Annotated in this window: 13 protein-coding genes; 5 read left to right on the top strand and 8 right to left on the bottom strand. The window is 73.8% G+C overall.

Annotation, left to right across the window (positions count from 1 at the left end; translation table 11 throughout):
- Positions 1-75: 75 nt before the first annotated feature.
- Positions 76-597: a DUF1203 domain-containing protein gene (locus ACWC9R_RS21315; protein WP_450733621.1), complete on the bottom strand. Its 522-nt coding sequence runs from the start codon at positions 595-597 to the stop codon at positions 76-78.
- Between the two features lie 196 nt (positions 598-793).
- On the opposite strand from ACWC9R_RS21315, the gene pepN reads away from it, so the two are divergent.
- On the top strand, positions 794-3,388 hold the full coding sequence (gene pepN, locus ACWC9R_RS21310) for an aminopeptidase N (protein ID WP_450733619.1): 2,595 nt from the start codon (positions 794-796) through the stop codon (positions 3,386-3,388).
- A gap of 79 nt (positions 3,389-3,467) precedes the next feature.
- Here the strand turns inward: pepN and alc are convergent, their stop codons facing one another.
- The 6 genes from alc to ACWC9R_RS21280 all read right to left on the bottom strand — a co-directional run bounded on the left by alc (position 3,468) and on the right by ACWC9R_RS21280 (position 9,778).
- The gene (gene alc / locus ACWC9R_RS21305; RefSeq protein ID WP_450733618.1) at positions 3,468-4,613 is read right to left on the bottom strand and encodes an allantoicase; all 1,146 of its coding nucleotides are present in this window, start codon (positions 4,611-4,613) and stop codon (positions 3,468-3,470) included.
- A gap of 89 nt (positions 4,614-4,702) precedes the next feature.
- The gene (locus ACWC9R_RS21300) at positions 4,703-5,659 is read right to left on the bottom strand and encodes a LysR family transcriptional regulator (RefSeq protein WP_450733617.1); all 957 of its coding nucleotides are present in this window, start codon (positions 5,657-5,659) and stop codon (positions 4,703-4,705) included.
- 63 nt (positions 5,660-5,722) lie between these two features.
- A complete protein-coding gene (locus ACWC9R_RS21295) occupies positions 5,723-6,703 on the bottom strand; it encodes an acyl-ACP desaturase (RefSeq protein WP_450733616.1) in 981 nt (326 codons plus the stop codon).
- 239 nt (positions 6,704-6,942) lie between these two features.
- Positions 6,943-7,191, bottom strand: a complete 249-nt coding sequence (locus tag ACWC9R_RS21290; RefSeq protein ID WP_362611760.1) for a hypothetical protein — start codon at positions 7,189-7,191, stop codon at positions 6,943-6,945.
- A gap of 4 nt (positions 7,192-7,195) precedes the next feature.
- Positions 7,196-9,502, bottom strand: coding sequence for a 4-alpha-glucanotransferase (gene malQ, locus ACWC9R_RS21285; RefSeq protein ID WP_450733615.1), 2,307 nt, complete (start codon positions 9,500-9,502; stop codon positions 7,196-7,198).
- Between the two features lie 6 nt (positions 9,503-9,508).
- Positions 9,509-9,778 (bottom strand): hypothetical protein, encoded by a 270-nt coding sequence (locus ACWC9R_RS21280; RefSeq protein ID WP_450733613.1) that lies wholly within the window; start codon positions 9,776-9,778, stop codon positions 9,509-9,511.
- A gap of 478 nt (positions 9,779-10,256) precedes the next feature.
- Between ACWC9R_RS21280 and ACWC9R_RS21275 the strand changes: the two genes are divergently transcribed.
- Positions 10,257-13,283: a beta-N-acetylglucosaminidase domain-containing protein gene (locus ACWC9R_RS21275; RefSeq protein ID WP_450733631.1), complete on the top strand. Its 3,027-nt coding sequence runs from the start codon at positions 10,257-10,259 to the stop codon at positions 13,281-13,283.
- 114 nt (positions 13,284-13,397) lie between these two features.
- Here the strand turns inward: ACWC9R_RS21275 and ACWC9R_RS21270 are convergent, their stop codons facing one another.
- Positions 13,398-13,934 carry an HNH endonuclease gene (locus ACWC9R_RS21270; protein ID WP_006605595.1) on the bottom strand — a complete coding sequence of 179 codons (537 nt, stop codon included), beginning with the start codon at positions 13,932-13,934 and terminating at the stop codon, positions 13,398-13,400.
- Between the two features lie 289 nt (positions 13,935-14,223).
- On the opposite strand from ACWC9R_RS21270, the gene ACWC9R_RS21265 reads away from it, so the two are divergent.
- The 3 genes from ACWC9R_RS21265 (at position 14,224) to ACWC9R_RS21255 (ending at position 18,249) form a co-directional block, all read left to right on the top strand.
- The gene (locus ACWC9R_RS21265; RefSeq protein WP_450733611.1) at positions 14,224-15,312 is read left to right on the top strand and encodes a mechanosensitive ion channel family protein; all 1,089 of its coding nucleotides are present in this window, start codon (positions 14,224-14,226) and stop codon (positions 15,310-15,312) included.
- Between the two features lie 637 nt (positions 15,313-15,949).
- A complete protein-coding gene (locus ACWC9R_RS21260; RefSeq protein WP_450733629.1) occupies positions 15,950-17,233 on the top strand; it encodes a 6-phospho-beta-glucosidase in 1,284 nt (427 codons plus the stop codon).
- On the top strand, positions 17,224-18,249 hold the full coding sequence (locus ACWC9R_RS21255; protein ID WP_450733609.1) for an N-acetylglucosamine kinase: 1,026 nt from the start codon (positions 17,224-17,226) through the stop codon (positions 18,247-18,249). The genes ACWC9R_RS21260 and ACWC9R_RS21255 overlap by 10 nt, the downstream gene beginning before the upstream one ends.
- Positions 18,250-18,269: the final 20 nt, after the last annotated feature.

Genomic DNA, 18,269 nt, shown 5'->3' with positions numbered 1-18,269 from the left:
GGACCGGCGTGCCCCTGCCGGCGTGACCGTGCCCGCGAGCCCCAACCGGGAAACGGGCACCCGCCGTTTCGGGTGTCAGGGCCGCCGGACCTCGAAATGGAAGCAGCCGTACTCCACGGCCCGGACGTGCACCAGCACCGTCTCCGGGTCGGCGAACGCCTCCCCGAGGGCCGCGTCGAACGCGGCCTCGGCATCTTCCGGGACCTCCAGGAGCCGGCCGCCGGTGATCTCGCCCCGGGCGTTGTAGCGGCGCAGCACCCGCAGCGCGCCCGCGCGCACGGCCGGATACCGGCCGGCCGCGGCGTCCGGCCCGCCGCACGGCTCGGCGTGCACGAACACCGGGCCCTGCTCGTCGTAGGCCCCGGGCCGTGCCCCGGTCGCGTCCGCCCAGCGGCGCAGCGGCGCGTACGAGACCAGGGCGACCCGCTCGCCGGCGCGGACGTCGCGCAGACAGCAGCGCAGCGGACTGCCGACGGCGTCCAGCGGCACCCCGTCCTCGCGGGCGGTGAACGGTGCGGCGGGCCGGCCCGCGTCGTCGGTGCCGCGGAGTTCCTGGTGGGCGGATGCCGGAAGGGGGCGTGCGGTGTAGGTCGTCATGGGTCCAGCGTCGTCCGCCGGGGGCGCGTGCGCTGGCGGGAATCGGACGCCGTGATCGGCGCGTGCTCCCCCGCGCCGGGAGCCGGTGCGGTGCGGCGGCCGCGCACTCCGCCGATCACCACTCCGCGGGGGCCGGACCACGTGGAAGGATGGCCGAAGAGTCCGATGTGATAACCCATGCGAAGGAGATGGCCGGGTGCCTGGCACAAATCTGACCCGCGGCGAGGCGCAGGAGCGGGCGCGCCTGCTGACCGTGGACGCGTATGAGATCGACCTCGACCTCTCCGGTGCGCAGGAAGGCGGCGCCGGTGCCGAGGACGGGGGCGCAGGAGGCACATACCGGTCCGTGACGACGGTGCGGTTCGACGTCGCCGAGGCGGGCGCGGACTCCTTCATCGACCTGGTCGCGCCGGCCGTGCACGAGGTCGTGCTCAACGGCGAGGCGCTGGATGCGGGCGCGGTGTTCCAGGACTCGCGGATCGCGCTGGCGGGGCTGCGGGCCGGCCGCAATGAACTGAGGGTCGTGGCGGACTGCGCCTACACCAACACCGGTGAGGGGCTGCACCGCTTCGTCGACCCGGTCGACCAGCAGGCCTATCTGTACACCCAGTTCGAGGTGCCGGACGCCCGGCGGGTGTTCGCCTCCTTCGAGCAGCCGGATCTGAAGGCGACGTTCCAGTTCACCGTGAAGGCCCCGGAGGGCTGGACGGTGATCTCCAACTCGCCCACGCCGGAGCCGGCCGGGAACATCTGGCGCTTCGAGCCGACCCCGCGGATCTCGACGTACATCACCGCGCTGATCGTGGGCCCGTACCACAGCGTGCACAGCACGTACGAGAAGGACGGGCGGACGGTGCCGCTGGGCATCTACTGCCGGCCGTCGCTGGCCGAGCACCTGGACGCCGACGAGATCTTCGCGGTCACCCGGCAGGGCTTCGACTGGTTCCAGGAGAAGTTCGACTACGCCTACCCGTTCGCCAAGTACGACCAGCTCTTCGTGCCGGAGTTCAACGCCGGCGCGATGGAGAACGCGGGCGCGGTGACCATCCGCGACCAGTACGTCTTCCGGTCCAAGGTGACGGACGCGGCGTACGAGGTGCGGGCGGAGACGATCCTGCACGAGCTGGCCCACATGTGGTTCGGCGACCTGGTCACCATGGAGTGGTGGAACGACCTGTGGCTGAACGAGTCGTTCGCCACCTACACCTCGATCGCCTGCCAGGCCTACGCCCCGGGCTCGAAGTGGCCGCACTCGTGGACCACGTTCGCCAACTCCATGAAGACCTGGGCGTACCGGCAGGACCAGCTGCCGTCCACCCACCCGATCATGGCCGAGATCAACGACCTCGACGACGTCCTGGTCAACTTCGACGGCATCACCTACGCCAAGGGCGCCAGCGTCCTCAAGCAGCTGGTCGCCTACGTCGGCATGGACGAGTTCTTCCAGGGCGTGCAGGCCTACTTCAAGGCGCACGCCTACAAGAACACCCGGCTGTCCGACCTGCTGGGCGCGCTGGAGGAGACCTCCGGCCGGGACCTGAAGACCTGGTCGAAGAAGTGGCTGGAGACCGCCGGGATCAACATCCTGCGGCCGGAGATCGAGGTCGACGGCGCGGGCGTCATCACCTCCTTCGCGGTGAAGCAGGAGGCTCCGGCGCTGCCGGCCGGCGCCAAGGGCGAGCCTGTGCTGCGCCCGCACCGGATCGCGATCGGCGCCTACGAGCTGCAGGACGGCAAGCTGGTGCGCACCGAGCGGATCGAGCTGGACGTGGACGGTGCGCTGACCCCCGTACCGCAGCTGGTCGGCAGGCAGCGGCCGGCCGTGCTGCTGCTCAACGACGACGACCTGTCGTACGCCAAGGTCCGGCTGGACGAGGAGTCGCTGAAGACCGTCACCGAGCACCTCGGCGACTTCACCGAGTCGCTGCCGCGCGCCCTGTCGTGGGCCTCGGCCTGGGACATGACGCGGGACGCCGAACTCCCCGCCCGGGACTACCTGTCGCTGGTGCTGTCGGGCATCGGCAAGGAGTCGGACATCGGCGTGGTCCAGTCGCTGCACCGCCAGGTGAAGCTGGCGCTGGACCTGTACGCGGCGCCGGAGTGGCGCGAGACCGGTCTGGCGACCTGGACCGCGGCGGCGCTGGAGCAGCTGCGGGCGGCCGAGCCGGGCAGCGACCACCAGCTGGCGTGGGCCCGCGCGTTCGGCGCCTCGGCCCGCACGGACGCCCAACTGGACCTGCTGCAGGGCCTGCTGGACGGCACGGAGGAGATCTCCGGGCTGGCCGTGGACACCGAGCTGCGCTGGGGCCTGCTGCAGCGGCTGGCGGCCACCGGCCGGGCCGACGAGAAGGCCATCGCGGCGGAGCTGGAGCGGGACAAGACCTCCGCGGGCGAGCGGCACGCCGCGACGGCGCGCGCGGCGCGTCCCACGGCGGAGGCGAAGGCCGAGGCCTGGGCCTCGGTGGTGGAGTCGGACAAGCTCCCCAACTCCCTGCAGGAGGCCGTCATCGGCGGCTTCGTCCAGCCGGACCAGCGCGAGCTGCTGGCGCCGTACACCGCGAAGTACTTCGCCGCGGTGAAGGACATCTGGAGCTCCCGCAGCCACGAGATGGCGCAGCAGATCGTGGTGGGCCACTACCCCGCGCTCCAGGTCTCGCAGGAGACCCTGGACACCACGGACGCCTGGCTGGGCTCGGCCGAGCCGACCCCGGCGCTGCGCCGGCTGATGACCGAGTCGCGTGCGGGCATCGAGCGGGCGCTGAAGGCCCAGCGGGCCGACGCGGCCTCCTGACCGGCGTACGGCGCACGGTCCGGCGGCAGGGATGCCGCCGGACCCGGGCGGCGGCGGGAGGTCCTCCCGCCGCCGCGGCTCAGCCGTCGAGCGCGTCGAAGCGGCGGCCGAGTGCGGTGCGGCCGGCCTCGGTGAGGCCGCCGTGCAGCCGCATCCGCGCGAGGCCGCCGTCGGGGAAGACGTCCAGCCGCACGTGGGTGGCGGTGACGGCCGCCGGCAGGACGAAGCGGTGCGGGGTGTCGGGCTGGAGCCTGGTCTTCGGCAGGATCTCGAACCAGGAGGCCTCGTCGGCCGGGTCGCCGTCGCACCCGGACAGCGCGGCCCAGCCCGCCGAGTTGCCCTTGAGGCAGGCGGTGTCGATCTCCACCGCCCGGATCTCGCCCTGCGCGGCGAGCCGGAAGCGCACCCAGTCGTTCGTACCCCTGACCCGGCGGCGGCGGTTCTCCCAGCCGTCGTCCATCTGACGGGAGAGATCGGGCCGGATGATCTGGGTGGGCGAGGAGTAGAAGCGGTCGGAGGCGTCCTCGACGGTGCCGCCGTGCATCACCGAGGCCAGGTCGAGGGTGCCGAGCACATCGAGCCACGCCGGGTCCGGCACGACCTCACCGTGCACCCGGAGGCGGGCTATGCCCCCGTCGGGGTGCTGCTTGAGGCGCAGGTGCGTGAAGCGGCGTTCGGCGGTGACCTCGAAGCCGTTGGCGGCGTGGCCGCGTACCGGGGTGCGCGGGACCAGCTCCTCCCACTTCCCCCCGCCGGCGAGCAGTTCCTCGGGGCCGGGGCTGCCGGGCAGCGAGGTGCCCTCGACGGAGATCTGCTGGGGGTAGTTGCCGCGGAAGTGGGCGGTGTCGACGACGATGCCGCGGATCACGCCGGGGGTGGCGAGCCGGATCAGCGCCCAGTCGTGCGCGTCCTCCGCCGGGAAGGGGTGGTCGCCGTCGGTGCCGCGGCGGCGCCGGGTCTCCCAGCCGTCCATGATCTTGCCCTTGTGGCCGAAGTGCTCGGGGTCGAAGACCGCCGGGCCGGGCTTCAGCAGGTTCTCGCGCTCGGCGAAGAACTCGTCGTTCGCGGCGAGGACACCGGCGCCGAGACGGCGGTCGGCGAGGTCGACGAGCGCGGTGAAGGGGAAGTCCCCGCCGCGGTAGTCGGCGTAGGGGTCTCCGCCGCCGTACGGGTCGGCGTCGTTGGCGTGCGGATCGGTGGAGTCGGCGGCCGGGTTGGCGGTCATCGTTGCCCTTCGACGGGTGGAGGTGTGGACCACTTCACCGTCGCAGCGGACCACCCCATAGGTCCATCGAAAGTTTTTGAGGAATACGTTCAGCTGGACTGAACGGTTTCCTCGTCCGGCGGCTGCGCGGCGGCCGCCTGCCGGAGCGCCGCCAGCACCCGGGCCAGACCCGGCGCCCCCTCGGAGCCGCGCCGGGCGGCGGCGATCACATGACGGCGCGGCTGGTCCGCGTGCAGGACCCGCAGCGTGACGCCGTCGCCGGCGCGCTCGCGCCCGGCGCCGAGGCCGCCCGCCCGCGCCATCCGGGGCACCAGGGCCACCCCCATCCCCGCCGCGACCATCGTCCAGATCGCGCTCCAGTCGGCGGCGGCGTGCGCCTGCTCGGGCACGAACCCGGCGTTCTCACAGGCGGTGGTGGTGATCTGCGACCAGGGCCCGCTGCTGCCGAAGATCCAGGGCTCGTCCGCCAGATCGGCCAGCCGCAGCCCCGGAGCGGCGGCCAGCGGATGGCCGGCCGGCAGCGCCACGTCCAGCGGGTCGGCGAGCAGCGCGACCCGGCTGAACTTGGGGTCGCGCGGGGTGGGGGCGTGCGCGGCCAGGGACAGCGCCAGATCGACGCTGCCCTCCGCCAGCAGCTCGTAGGCGGCCTCCGCCTCCGCCTCCCGTACGGCGACCGACAGCCCGGGGTGGGTGCGGCGCAGCTCCTGCACGGCGGGGACCACCAGCGCGGGGATGGCGGTGGAGAACGCCCCGACCCGCACCTGGCCCGCCTCGCCCTGGAGGTAGCCGAGCAGCTCCGCGTCGGCGCGCTCCAGCTGGGCGAAGACCGCCTCCGCGTGGCGCAGCACCAGCTGGGCGGCGCCGGTCAGCCGCACGCGGCGGCCGTGGGCCTCCAGCAGCGTCACCCCGAGCGCCCTGGCCAGCCCGGTCAGCTGCTGGGAGACCGCGGAGGGCGTCATGTGCAGCGCCTCGGCGGTCGCGGTGACCGTGCCCAGCTCGTGGAGGGTGCGCAGGATGCGCAGCTTCTTGAGGTCCCAGTCGGCCATGCGGGCAGCGTACGCACCCGCTGCCGCGGTCACCGCGGACCACGGCAGCGGGAGCCGTCCGGGTCAGGCCCGGCGGTTGGCCTCGCGGCGGGCGAGGATGGCCGCCTGGCGCTCGTCGAACTTCCGCGCCTGGTCGTCCAGGCCGTTCATGAACAGCCCCAGCTCCTCCTGCGCAGCGAGCCCGGCCGGGCCCAGCCCGCCGATCTCCAGCACCTTCAGATAGCGCAGCACCGGCTGCAGCACGTCGTCGTGGTGGATGCGCAGGTTGTAGATCCCGCCGATGGCCATCCGGGCGGCGGACCGCTCGAAGCCGGGCATCCCGTGGCCGGGCATCCGGAAACCGGTGACGACGTCGCGCACCGCGCACATCGTCTGGTCCGGCGCCATCTCGAAGGCCGCACCGAGGAGGTTGCGGTAGAAGACCATGTGGAGGTTCTCGTCGGTGGCGATCCGGGCCAGCATCCGGTCGCAGACCGGGTCACCGGAGTGGTGGCCGGTGTTGCGGTGCGAGATACGGGTGGCCAGCTCCTGGAAGGCGACGTACGCCACCGAGTGCAGCATGCTGTGCGCGTTGTCGGACTCGAAGCCCTCCGACATGTGGGCCATGCGGAAGCGCTCCAGCTCGTCCGGGTCCACGGCCCGGCTGGTGAGCAGGTAGTCGCGCATCACGATGCCGTGCCGGCCCTCCTCGGCGGTCCAGCGGTGCACCCAGGTGCCCCAGGCGCCGTCACGCCCGAAGAGGGTGGCGATCTCGTGGTGGTAGCTGGGGAGGTTGTCCTCGGTGAGGAGGTTGACCACCAGGGCGATCCGGCCGATGTCGCTGACCTTGGACTGCTCGGGGTCCCAGGCCTCGCCGTCCAGCGGCCCGGGGAAGTTGCGCCCGTCGCTCCACGGTACGTACTCGTGGGGCATCCAGTCCTTGGCGATCTTCAGATGGCGGTTGAGTTCCTTTTCGACGACCTCTTCGAGCGCGTAGAGCAACTGGGCGTCGCTCCAGGCGGCATGGCCGAGCTCTCCGTTATGGCGGGCGGGGGCGATGGTCACGGGGGGAACTCCTGGGGACGATGACCTACGGGTCCGTAGGTTTGACCTACGGCTGCGTAGGTTACGTCATCGTAGGTTAGGGCGGGTTAAACGTGAGCCCCTCGCAAACCGGCCGAAATTCGCGCGATAGCGACCTCGCAACCCCCTTTTCCACCTGCGGAAATATCCGGGTACGACAAAGGGCGCCACTCGGTTCTGTAACCGAGGGGCGCCCTTGCGGCGTCGTGTGGTGCCCGGTGTCAGGCCTTGGTGCCGGCCTGCTTGTGGGACTTGTCGCCCACCATGACCAGCCCGGCGATGACCAGGAAGAGCACGATGGGCAAAGCGACGAAGAGGCCGAGCGTCGCGATCACGCTCAGACCCGGACCCGGGTCGTCACCATCGTCGCGGGTGAGCGCAAACGCGGGGGACGACATCAGCAGCATCAGCGCGGTGCCGGCGGTGATGGTTCCGGCGCGCAGGACATTCTTATTGACCTTGTTGCTCACGAAGTCAACGTATCGGACGCCCCGGCGCCCCGCGCGCCCGGGGTGGCACAACCGGCGCCGGCCCTCTCCCCGGCCCGTCCGACAGCTCCCGCATCAGGGCGTGCAGCCGGGGGGAGGCGGCCAGCTCCTCCAGGGTGTACGGGCGGCCGTCGGGGCCGGCGACCGGCAGCCGCCAGTTCGGGTACTCGTCGCAGGTCCCGGGGAGGTTCTGCGGGCGCCGGTCACCCACCGCGTCGGGCAGCCAGACGCCGACCATCCGCGCCGGGGTGCGCAGCAGGAAGCGGTGGACGGCCTTGACCGCCGCCTCCTCGTCGCCGCGGCCCTCGGGCAGCAGTCCGCGCCGGACCAACTCCCGCATCCACTCGGTGAGTTCCTGGGCGGCGCGGGACCGCTCCCGCTCCGGCGGACCGGCGAGCAGCCCGAGCCGTTCGCGCAGGGCGACGTCCGCGCCGGTCAGCCGGGCCGCGGTGGGCGGCAGATCGTGGGTGGTGACGGTGGCGAGGCAGGCGCCGCGCCACTCGTCGGGCGCCAGGATGCGGGCCGCGCCACCCGGTGCGGGTGCGGCCGTCTCCCGCACCGCCCCGCGCTCCCCCGCCGGGCCCGCTGCGGGGCCGTCGGCCACGGCCTCCGGCGCCACGGCCGCACCGGGACCGTCGCTCACCCGCACCGTGTCCGCCCGCGGCGCCCCGTCCCCCGCCTCCCGCTCCCCGGCCCCGTCGTCGTCCCCGCGGTCCCGGTAGTCCCGTTCGAACCACAGCACCGACGTCCCCAGCACCCCGCGTTCGGCGAGCGCGCCGCGGACGCCCGGTTCGACGGTGCCCAGGTCCTCGCCGATCACCGCGGCACCGGCCCGCCGCGCCTCCAGGGCCAGCACGGAGAGCATCGCCTCACCGTCGTAGCGGACATAGGCGCCCTCGGTCGGCGGCCGCCCTTCCGGGACCCACCACAGCCGGAACAGGCCCATCACATGGTCGATCCGCAGCGCACCGGCGTGCCGCAGCAGCCCGCGCAGCAGCTCGCGGTAGGGGGCGTAGCCCGCGGCGGCCAGCGCGTCGGGGCGCCAGGGCGGCAGGCCCCAGTCCTGGCCGCGGGCGTTGAAGGCGTCCGGCGGCGCCCCGATGGACATCCCGGCGGCGAAGGCGTCCTGCTGGGCCCAGGTGTCGGCGCCGGAGGGATGGACGCCGACGGCGAGGTCGTGCACCAGCCCGACGGCCATCCCGGCGTCCCGCGCGGCCCGTTGCGCGGCGGCCAGCTGCTCGTCGGTGAGCCAGGCCAGCCGGCAGTGGAAGTCGATCCGGTCCAGCAGCCGGTGCCGCAGCCGGGCGGTGTCCGGGGACCGGGGGTCGCGCAGCGCGGCGGGCCAGCCGCGCCAGTCCGGGCCGTGCCGCTCGGCGAACGCGTACCAGGTGGCGTGGTCCTCCAGCGCCTGGCCCTGCTCGGCGAGGAAGTCGCAGTACGCGGCCCGCCGGCCCGGACCGAGCGGGACCGCGCACACCAGCTCCAGCGCCGCGCGCTTCAGCTCCCAGACCGCGTCCCGGTCGATCAGCGCGCCCCGTTCGAGCACCTCGGAACGGAGCGCCCCGGCGCGGGCGGCCAGCTCGTCGGCCCGTAAGCGGGCGGTGCCGGTGAGGTGGGTGTACTCCGGGATGTGTTCGATCCGCAGATGGACCGGGTCGGGGAAGCGGCGCGAGGAGGGGCGGTAGGGCGAGGGGTCGGTGGGCGGGCCGGGGACGGCCGCGTGCAGCGGGTTGAGCTGGAGGAAGCCGGTGCCCAGGGCGCGCCCGGACCAGGCGGCGAGATCGGCGAGGTCCCCGAGGTCGCCCATGCCCCAGGACCGCCGGGAGAGCAGCGAGTAGAGCTGCACCAGGAAGCCGTGGCTGCGGCCGGCCGGCCCGGGCACCCGGTCGGGCGCGACGATCAGCGGGGCGCGGGCGGTCCGGCCGCCGGGGGAGGTGGCGTGCAGCACATGGATGCCGAGGGGCAGCCGGGCGAGCGCCGCCGGACCGGGCGCCACCGGCTCCGCCGTCCCCCCGCCTTCGGTCTCGACCCGGAGGGCGGTGCCCTCGGGGAGACCCGTGAGGTCGGGTGGCCGGCCGGGCCGGGCGACGACGGTGCGGGGAAGCAGGGTGCGGGCCGCGTCGTCCTCGTACGCGGCCAGGGCGGTGCGGATGGCGTGCGGGGTCGAGGCGTCGACACCGAGTGCGGCGAGCACGGCGACGGCGGTGTCGTCGGTGATCTGGACGCTCCTGCCCGGCGCGGGCGTGTACGACGTGGCGACGCCGTGCAGCCGGGCGAGCCGCGCGCGGCCCATCGGTCCTCAGACCTCCATGGACTCCGTGCCCATGCCCGCGGCCGTCGGCTCGCTGGTCAGCGGCAGCTCGGCGGCGATCGGGACCTCACTGGTCAGGGGTGCGGCGTCGGCGAGCGGGGGCTCGCTGGTCAGGGGCGGCTCGACGAAGCTGTAGGAGCCGGAGCCGTCCAGGCCGGAATCGGGGTCGGACACCCCGTCGAAGAGATCGGGCTCCACGGTCGCACCTCCCGGTTTGGAGGACAGAGCATCGAGGAGCAGTTGAGCGGACGCGGCCACGAGGGCCTCCCGTTCATCGGTAGTGGGACACGTGGGCCCTACCCACTCGACACGATCGCAGACGTATCTGCTCACGAAACGTGACCCAGGTCACATTATGCCCTACGCAGGCGATTTCACGGCGGCGGACACCGGCAGGCGCACAGAACGCCGAGAATCCGGGCCCCCCGGCGAAATTTCTGCGGACCCGCGACCCCCGCACACTCCCGCCCCGCGACGCCCGGCGGCCGCCGCCCGGACCGCGCCGACGGGGACCCCGCCATGGCCCTGTTGACACCCCGACCGCCACAATGGTGGGCTCACGGCCGAAGGTCTGTCCTAACGGGCATCGGCGGGGAAAACGGGGCGCCGGTGCGGACCGGTGAGTGATGGACGGGGACGAGGAGCAGCCGTGCGAGGCCGGGGCGTGTGGGGCGTCGGAAACGTCGGGAAGAACGGTAGGGGCGGCAAGGGCGGCGCAGCGGGCGCCCGCGCGCGCGTGGCGGGGACCACCGCCGTCGCCGCCGCCGTGATCGGAGGCCTGCTGGGCGGGGCGCCCGGCGCCCAGGCGGCGCCCGCGGAGCCCGCCATCGGCACGCCCGACCGGCCGGACCGGCCGGCCGGGGCGGAGCGCGCGCCCGCCGTCTGGCCGCGCCCGCAGTCGATGCAGGAGCTCGGCGCGGCCGTGCCCCTCACCGCCGAGGCGGCGCTGGTGGCGCCGCCGGACACCGATCCGTACGCACTGGACGCGCTGCGCGGGCTGCTGCGCGACGCCGGGGTACGCTCCGTCCGGACCCTGGCGCCCGGCGACCGGCTGCCCGCGGACGGCCTGGTGCTCAAGGCCGGCGGCGAGCAGGCCGCGGCCGCGCTGCGGGCGCTGCGGGCACCGGCCCGCGGGGACCTGCCCTCCGGCGGCTACCGGCTGGCCGTCGGCCAGGTCGCGGGCCGGGACACCGTCGCGCTGGACGGCGTCGGCCCGGACGGCCTCTTCCATGCCGCGCAGACGCTGCGGCAGCTGGTCACCGGGCGGCAGCTGGCGGCGGTGGCGGTACGGGACTGGCCCGGTACGGCCGTGCGCGGCACCACCGAGGGGTTCTTCGGGCAGCCGTGGAGCCAAGATCAGCGGCTCGCCCAGCTCGACTTCATGGGGCGCACCAAGCAGAACCGCTATCTCTACGCGCCCGGCGACGACCCGTACCGCCAGGCCCGCTGGCGCGAGCCGTACCCGGCCGGTGAGCGCGCCGGCTTCCGGGCGCTGGCCGAGCGGGCCCGCGCCAACCACGTCACCCTGGGCTGGGCGCTCTCCCCCGGCCAGGACCTGTGCTACTCGTCCGAGGACGACCTGCGGGCGCTGCGGCGCAAGGTGGACGCGATGTGGGCGCTGGGGGTGCGGTCCTTCCAGCTCCAGTTCCAGGACGTCAGCTACAGCGAGTGGCACTGCGACGCCGACGAGGACACCTTCGGCTCCGGCCCGCGGGCCGCGGCCAAGGCGCAGGCCCGGATCGCCAACGCCCTCGCCGCGCATCTCGCGGAGCGGCACCCGGAGGCCGCGCCGCTGGCGCTGATGCCGACCGAGTACTACCAGGACGGCGCGACGGCGTACCGCAGCGCGCTCGCCGACGCGCTCGGCGACCGGGTCGAGGTCGCCTGGACCGGTGTCGGGGTGGTCCCGCGGACCATCACCGGCGGGGAGCTGTCCACCGCCCGCCAGGCGTTCGGCCACCCGATGGTGACCATGGACAACTACCCGGTCAACGACTACGCCCAGGACCGGATCTTCCTCGGCCCCTACCGCGGCCGGGAGCCGGCCGTCGCCACCGGCTCCTCGGCGCTGCTCGCCAACGCCATGGCGCAGCCGCTCGCCTCCCGTATCCCGCTCTTCACGGCCGCCGACTACGCGTGGAACCCCCGCGACTACCGCCCCGAGGAGTCCTGGGAGGCGGCCGTGAACGACCTGGCGGGCGAGGACCCCCGGGCCCGTGCCGCGCTGCGGGCGCTGGCCGGCAACGACTCCTCCTCGGTGCTGGACCGCACCGAGTCGCGGTATCTGCAGGTGCTGATCAAGCGCTTCTGGGCGGCCCGCGAGAAGGCGACCAACCACGGGCGGCCCGGCAGGGACGCGGACCTCGACCGGGCGGCGCGGGCGCTGCGGAAGGCGTTCCGGACCATGAGCGGCGCGCCCGGCGCCCTGAACGCGGAGCTGGCCGCCGAGGTCCGCCCCTGGGCCGAGCAGCTGGCCCGCTACGGCACCGCCGGGGTGCACGCCGTGGACACGCTGATGGCGCAGGCCCACGACGAGGGCGACACCGCCTGGTCCGCGCAGCGCACGGCGCAGCGGATGCGCAAGGAGATCGGGCGCAGCCCGGCGACGGTCGGCAAGGGGGTGCTGGCGCCGTTCCTGGAGCGGGCGATGACCGAGGCCGACGCCTGGACCGGGGCCCGCCGCGAGACGCCCCGGCCCGACGACGACGCCGGGCCGACGTCCCTGACCGTGCCGTTCGAGCGGGCCCGCCGGCTGGCCGCGCTCACCGCCCAGACCGAGCCGGACCCCGCCGCGGGCGCGGTGTCCCTGGAGGCGCATGTCCCCGGTGAGGGCTGGCGCCGTCTCGGCCGGCTCTCCACCACCGGCTGGACGGAGGCGCACACCCCGCGGCTGCGTGCCGACGCGGTACGGCTGACCTGGGCGAAGGGCGCCAAGGCCCCGGCCGTGAAGGCGCTCACCCCGTGGTTCGAGGACACCGAACCGGCCGGGCTCGAACTGTCCCGCAAGGAGACCGACGCCCAGCCCGGCGACCACGCGACGGTGGACGCCCTGATCTACTCCCGGCGCCCCGCCGACGTCCGCGAGAAGCTCCGGGTCAAGGCCCCCAAGGGCTTCACCGTGCACGCCCCGCAGGAGGTGACCGCGCCGCGCGGCGGCACCGCCACCGTCCGGATCGCGGTCGACGTCCCCGAGAACGCCCCCTCCGGGACGTACCGCATCCCGGTGGAGTTCGGCGGCGCGGAGCAGACGCTGACCGTGCGGACCTATCCGCGCACCGGCGGCAGGGACCTGGCGCGCGGCACCGTCGCCACCTCCTCCGGGGACGAGACCCCGGACTTCCCGGCGTCGGCGGCGACCGACGGCGATCCGCGCAGCCGCTGGTCGTCGACCGCCGAGGACGGGGCGTGGCTCCAGTTCGCCCTGGCCCATCCGACCCGCCTCGGCCGGCTCGTCCTGAACTGGCAGGACGCCTACGCGGCGAGCTACCGCGTGCAGGTCTCGCCGGACGGCCGCACCTGGCGCACGGCGGCCACGGTCCGGGACGGCAAGGGCGGCCGGGAGTCGGTCCGGATGGACGCCAAGGACGCCCGCTTCGTCCGTATCCAGGGCGACAAGCGGGCCACCCGCTTCGGCTACTCGCTCTGGTCGGTGGAGGCGTACGCGGTGCAGGAGCCGGGCGACAAGGACAACGGCAGGGGCAAGGACGAGGGCAGGGGCGAGGACAAGGGCAACGGCAAGGGCAGGGGTAGGGACGAGCGCTGAGAGCCGTCCCGGGCCGGGCGGGCCAGGGCCGCAGTCACGGAAAGCCGTCCGGGGGCCGTCGGAGCCGCGCACACGGCGCGCACCCCCACGGTCCCCGGACGGAAGAACCCGGACCTACGCCGATACGGCGTCGATCCGGGCCAGGGCGTCATCCGCGCCGTACGGCTGCAAGTAGGGCAGCCAGCGCGGGTCACGATGGCCCGTACCGATGATCCGCCACGCCAGTCCTGACGGCGGGGCGGGCTGGTGCCGGAGCCGCCAGCCGATCTCGGCGACATGGCGGTCGGCCTTGACGTGGTTGCAGCGCCGGCAGGCGGCGACGACGTTCTCCCAGGTGTGCTGACCTCCGCGGCTGCGCGGGATGACGTGGTCGACGCTGGTTGCGACGCCACCGCAGTACATACAGCGCCCGCCGTCACGGGCGAACAGCGCCCGGCGGGTCAGTGGGACGGGCCCCCGAAAGGGCACCCGCACGAACCGCTTCAAGCGGACGACGCTCGGAGCAGGGATGACATGAGTCGCGCTGTGCATCAGGGCGCCGGACTCCTCAAGGCTGACAGCCTTCTCATTGAGGACGAGGATGAGCGCGCGGCGGAGCGGTACGACGCCGAGCGGCTCGTACGACGCGTTGAGGACCAGGACGTGCGGCACGGGTGCCTCCTTGTACGCCGGCGGCGCGTGGCTCGCGCCGGGACGATCTCCCCACAGTGTCCCCCGCTGCCTGGTCGGAGCGCCACCATGACCGAGTAACGGCCCGGAGGTGTTTTCCACCACACCCCGGCGCCGCTGTCTCGATCCCGCTCTTTCCGGCCCACGCAAAACCTGCCTGTTCGAACAAGAGCGCGGACCGTTTCCGTTGCCCCGTTAGTGTGGTTGGTCTGCCCGGTTCCTGGGGTCCCACCGAGGCCCGGGTCTGCTGTCCCACACGGAAGGTTCGACTGTGTTCTGGTCCGCTTCGCCGGTCGCCACCGCGCACCTGAGCGCCGCCACACCCGGCTCCTCCGGCCCGACGTCGCTCGACGACGCCACCGAGAAGGCCACCAGCGCCGCCGGCTGGGTGCAGGAGAACTGGGGGACGTGGCTCACGTCCGGCCTGCAGATCTTGCTGATCCTGGTGATCGCGGTGGTGCTGCGGCATGTGATCCGCCGCACCCTCACCAAGCTCATCGAGCGGATGAACCGCACCGCGGCCGCCGCCCAGGGCACCGCGCTGGGCGGCCTGCTCGTCAACGCCGAGAGACGCCGGCAACGCTCCGAGGCCATCGGCTCGGTGCTGCGCAGCGTCGCCTCCTTCGTGATCATGGGCACGGCCGCGCTGACGGTGCTCTCCGTGCTGAAGATCAACCTGGCGCCGCTGCTGGCGAGCGCCGGTGTGGCCGGTGTCGCCATCGGTTTCGGCGCCCGCAACCTGGTCACCGACTTCCTGTCCGGCGTCTTCATGATCCTGGAGGACCAGTACGGCGTCGGCGACGAGATCGACGCCGGGGTCGCCACCGGTACGGTCATCGAGGTCGGCCTGCGGGTCACCAAGCTGCGCGGCCCCAACGGCGCGATCTGGTACATCCGCAACGGCGAGGTCAAGCGGATCGGCAACCTCAGCCAGGGCTGGTCCACGGCCGCCGTCGACGTGGTGATCGCCGCCGACCAGGACCTGGAGCGGGCCCGCGACACCATCACCGCCGTCGGTGAGGACATGTCCAAGGCCGAGCCCTGGAACGAGCAGCTGTGGGAGCCGGTGGAGGTCCTCGGCCTGAGCGAGGTGCACCTCGACACGGTCACCATCAGCGTCTCGGCCAAGACCATGCCCGGCAAGTCCCTCGGCGTGGAGCGGGAACTGCGCTGGCGCATCAAGCGCGCCCTGGACGCGGCCGGTGTCCATCTGGCGCCCCGCCCGCTGCCCGGGGAGGAGGAAGCGGAGTCCACCGACCCCACGGCCGGTATGGCCGCCCCCTCGGCCCTCAACAACCCGCTGTCCCCCCAGTCCCTGGCGACGAACCCGATCGCCTCGCCGTCCAAGCTCGGCAAGTAGGCCCAGGCGACGGACTGACGGCCCCGCATCGGAGGGGAGGGGCGCACCACGACCGGTCGGTGTGCCCCTCCCTTTTTGTGTTGTCCGGGGGGAGGGGACAGGGCCTTTCGTGGGGGGCTGTGGGGCGGTGTGGGGCGCCGTGGTTCGCCGTGGGCCGCGCGCCCGGACGGGAATGCTCGGTGGTCGCGGGTCGCGGGTCGCGGGTCGCGGGTCGCGGGTCGCGGGTCGTGTGGGGACGCCCGGTGGCCGTCGGTCGTTTCACGGGGCATGCTGCTGGGCGTGTGGCCGGCTGCCGGGGCGGCGTTGAGGGAGGGGTGGGGGTGGCAGGTCTCAACTGCCTCAGCCGGCCTGGAAGGCAGGCCCCGCAGGGACGTACGTGACGGGAGTCCAGGTGGGGAGTCCGTGCCGGGGCCCGTGCAGGAAGTCTGTGCAGGGAGCTCGCACATGGAGTCCGCCATGCCGCCCCCTGCAGGGAGTCCGCCATGCCGCCCGTACGGACAGAATCCGGCTTACCGCGGCACCGGCCGGCCGGTGCCGCCTCGCTCGTTCCGAAGGCCTTCGTCGAAGGCGCCGCGCTCACCGGAGTGAAGGGCTGACCCGTATGCCGTCTTCCCAGGAACACACCCCGCGCACCCGCATCAAGCTCGCCGTGGTCGGCGGCGGCTCGACCTACACCCCCGAACTCATCGACGGCTTCGCGCGGTTGCGTGAGCTGCTGCCGCTGGAGGAGCTCGTCCTCGTCGACCCCGACACGGAGCGGCTGGAGCTGGTGGGCGGACTGGCCCGGCGCATCTTCGCCCGGCAGGGGCACCCGGGCCGGATCACCTGGACCGGCGACCTGGACGCGGGGATCGACGGCGCCGACGCCGTCCTGCTGCAACTGCGCATCGGCGGCCAGGCAGCCCGCCACCAGGACGAGACCTGGCCGCTGGAGTGCGGCTGCGTCGGCCAGGAGACGACCGGCGCGGGCGGCCTCGCCAAGGCGCTGCGCACCGTCCCCGTCGTCCTCGACATCGCCGAACGGGTACGCCGCCGCAACCCCGCCGCATGGATCGTCGACTTCACCAACCCCGTCGGCATCGTCACCCGGGCCCTGCTCACCCACGGACACCGGGCCGTCGGACTGTGCAACGTCGCCATCGGCTTCCAGCGCACCTTCGCCACCTTGCTGGGTGTGGCGCCCGCGCAGGTCGAGCTGGAGCACATCGGCCTCAACCACCTCACCTGGGAACGGTCCGTACGCGTCGCGGGTGAGGACGTCCTCCCCGAACTGCTGGCGGCCCACGGCGACACCCTCGCCGGCACCCTGCGGATGCCCCGCACCCTCCTCGACCACCTCGGCGCCATCCCCTCCTACTACCTGCGCTACTACTACCAACACGACGCCGTCGTACGGGAGTTGAGCGACCAGCCGTCCCGCGCCGCGGAGGTCGCCGCCCTCGAACGGCAGCTGCTCACCCTGTACGGCGATCCGGCGCTGGACGAGAAGCCGGAGCTGCTGTCCCGGCGCGGCGGCGCCTACTACTCGGAGGCCGCGGTGGCGCTGACCTCGTCCCTGCTGGGCGACACCGGCGACACCCAGGTCGTCAACACCCTCAACCACGGCACCCTCCCCTTCCTCCCCGACGACGCGGTGATCGAGGTCCCCGCGACCGTGGACGCGAAGGGCGCCGCACCCCTCCCCGTACGCCCCCTGGAACCCCGGTACGCCGGACTGGTCGCCCACGTCACCGCCTACGAACAACTCGCCCTGGAGGCCGCACTCCTGGGCGCCACCGCACGCGACACCAGCCGGGCCGAAGGCCGCGGCGCCGTCTTCTCCGCGCTCCTCGCCCATCCCCTCATCGGCCAGTTCGACCAGGCGGACCGGCTCACCGACGCGCTGATCGCGCACAACCGGGAGCATCTGACGTGGGCCTGACCGGCGCGGCAGCCGCCCGCACCGGCAGCGCGCTCGCCATCGACGCGGGCAACAGCAAGACGGATGTGGCGCTGGTGGCCTCGGACGGCAGCGTGCTCGCGACGGCGCGGGGCGGCGGCTTCCGCCCGCCGACGGTGGGCACCGGGCCGGCGGTCGACGTCCTGGCCCCGCTGGTGGCCTCGGTCCTGGCGCAGGCCGGGCCGGCCGGCCCCACCGACCGCCCCGCCCACGGCCCCGTCGACCACCTCGCCGCCTTCCTCGCCAACGCCGACCTCCCCGTCGAGGAGGCGCGGCTGGCCGCCGAACTCGCGGGCCGGGGATGGGCGCGTACCGTGCAGGTCCGCAACGACACCTTCGCCGTACTGCGGGCCGGACTGCCGGACGACGGGGAGCCGGTGGGGGTCGCCGTGGTGTGCGGGGCCGGTATCAACTGCGTCGGCCTCGGACGCGACGGGACCAGCGCGCGCTTCCCGTCCCTCGGCCGGATCTCCGGTGACTGGGGCGGCGGTTCGTACCTCGCGGACGAGGCACTCTGGTACGCGGCCCGCGCCGAGGACGGCCGCGGCGCCCCCACCGAGCTGGCCCGCGCGCTGCCCGCCCACTTCGGCCTGACCACCATGCGGGACCTGATCGAGGCCTTCCACCTGCACGGCATCCCCGGCCAGCGCCGCCACGAACTCCCCCCGGTCCTCTTCGCCGTCGCGGCCTCCGGCGACCGCATCGCCCGCGCCCTCGTGACCCGCCAGGCGGAGGAGATCGCCCTCCTGGCCCACGTCGCCCTGGAACGCCTCGCCCTCCTCGACGAACCCACCCCCGTCATCCTCGGCGGCGGCATCCTCTCCGCCCACCACCCCCTCCTCCACGACCACCTCACCCAACTCCTCGCCGAACGCGCACCCCAGGCGGTCCCACGTGTCCTCACCGCCCCACCGATACTGGGCGCGGCCCTCGCCACCTTGGACTGCGCAGGAGCGGGAGCGGGGGCTTACGAGCGGGTGAGGGAGGCTTGGAAGTAGGGCCCGCAGACCGCCAGAGG

It is taken from the genome of Streptomyces sp. NPDC001219, from assembly GCF_053597915.1.
This window is presented reverse-complemented; position numbering and strand designations above follow the sequence as displayed.